At 45.9% G+C, this 667-nt stretch carries 2 protein-coding genes; both read left to right on the forward strand.

Going from position 1 to position 667, the window contains the following annotated elements; translation table 11 throughout:
* Positions 1-6: 6 nt before the first annotated feature.
* Positions 7-360, forward strand: coding sequence for a GP88 family protein (locus A3712_RS28895; RefSeq protein ID WP_443083597.1), 354 nt, complete (start codon positions 7-9; stop codon positions 358-360).
* A 1-nt stretch (position 361) separates the two neighbouring features.
* A complete protein-coding gene (locus A3712_RS14415; RefSeq protein WP_063524018.1) occupies positions 362-571 on the forward strand; it encodes a hypothetical protein in 210 nt (69 codons plus the stop codon).
* Positions 572-667 lie beyond the last annotated feature (96 nt).

Genomic DNA, 667 nt, shown 5'->3' on the forward strand with positions numbered 1-667 from the left:
CAATTAATAAAACCGCATAAAGAATTCAGGTGGCATGACTCCGGGGACCTGCAGTCACTGGACCATCTTAAGAATATTTTTAGAGTATGTAAAGGCACGCCAGAGACCAAGCACTGGTTGCCAACCCGTGAAGCTCAAATATTAAAACATATCAAAGTAAATGAAGTGCCCAGAAATTTGGTTATTCGTTTTAGCTCCCATATGATAGACCAGGGCCCGGCGTCCTTCTGGCCCTGGACTTCAACAGTTGTTACGGATGGCCAGCACAGCTGCCCGGCGTCGAAGCAAGGCAATGAATGTAAAGATTGTAGACAATGCTGGGACCGTGATATAAGAAACGTAAGTTACGGTAAACATTAAAATGACTCACGTATTCAAACACCCAAACTATTATAAAGAATTACGCAAGCGTAATAAATCGGATCAGGCCATTAGCCCAGAAGCTCACGACGGTGAGCGCGGGCGTGCGCCTGGTCCGGGCCTCAAGCCACAAGCTTCAAGCAACGAGCTTGAAGCTTCAAGCGACAAGCCTCAAGCTGCAAGCGACAAGCGCAGTTTAGAATCATTATAAAAGATATTATTTGACATGAAGGATTATATAGGATACGGTACAGGTAGGACTGCNGNAGTGAAATACAGTGAAACAGCTATATGTAGCGGGCCCGCG

Source organism: Vibrio sp. HI00D65 (assembly GCF_001635455.1).
In the GTDB taxonomy this organism is placed as follows: Bacteria; Pseudomonadota; Gammaproteobacteria; order Enterobacterales; family Vibrionaceae; genus Vibrio.

Coding starts and splice junctions, on each gene's coding strand:
- A3712_RS14415 (WP_063524018.1), top strand. CDS start 362: ATGACTCACGTATTCAAACACCCAAACTATTATAAAGAATTACGCAAG.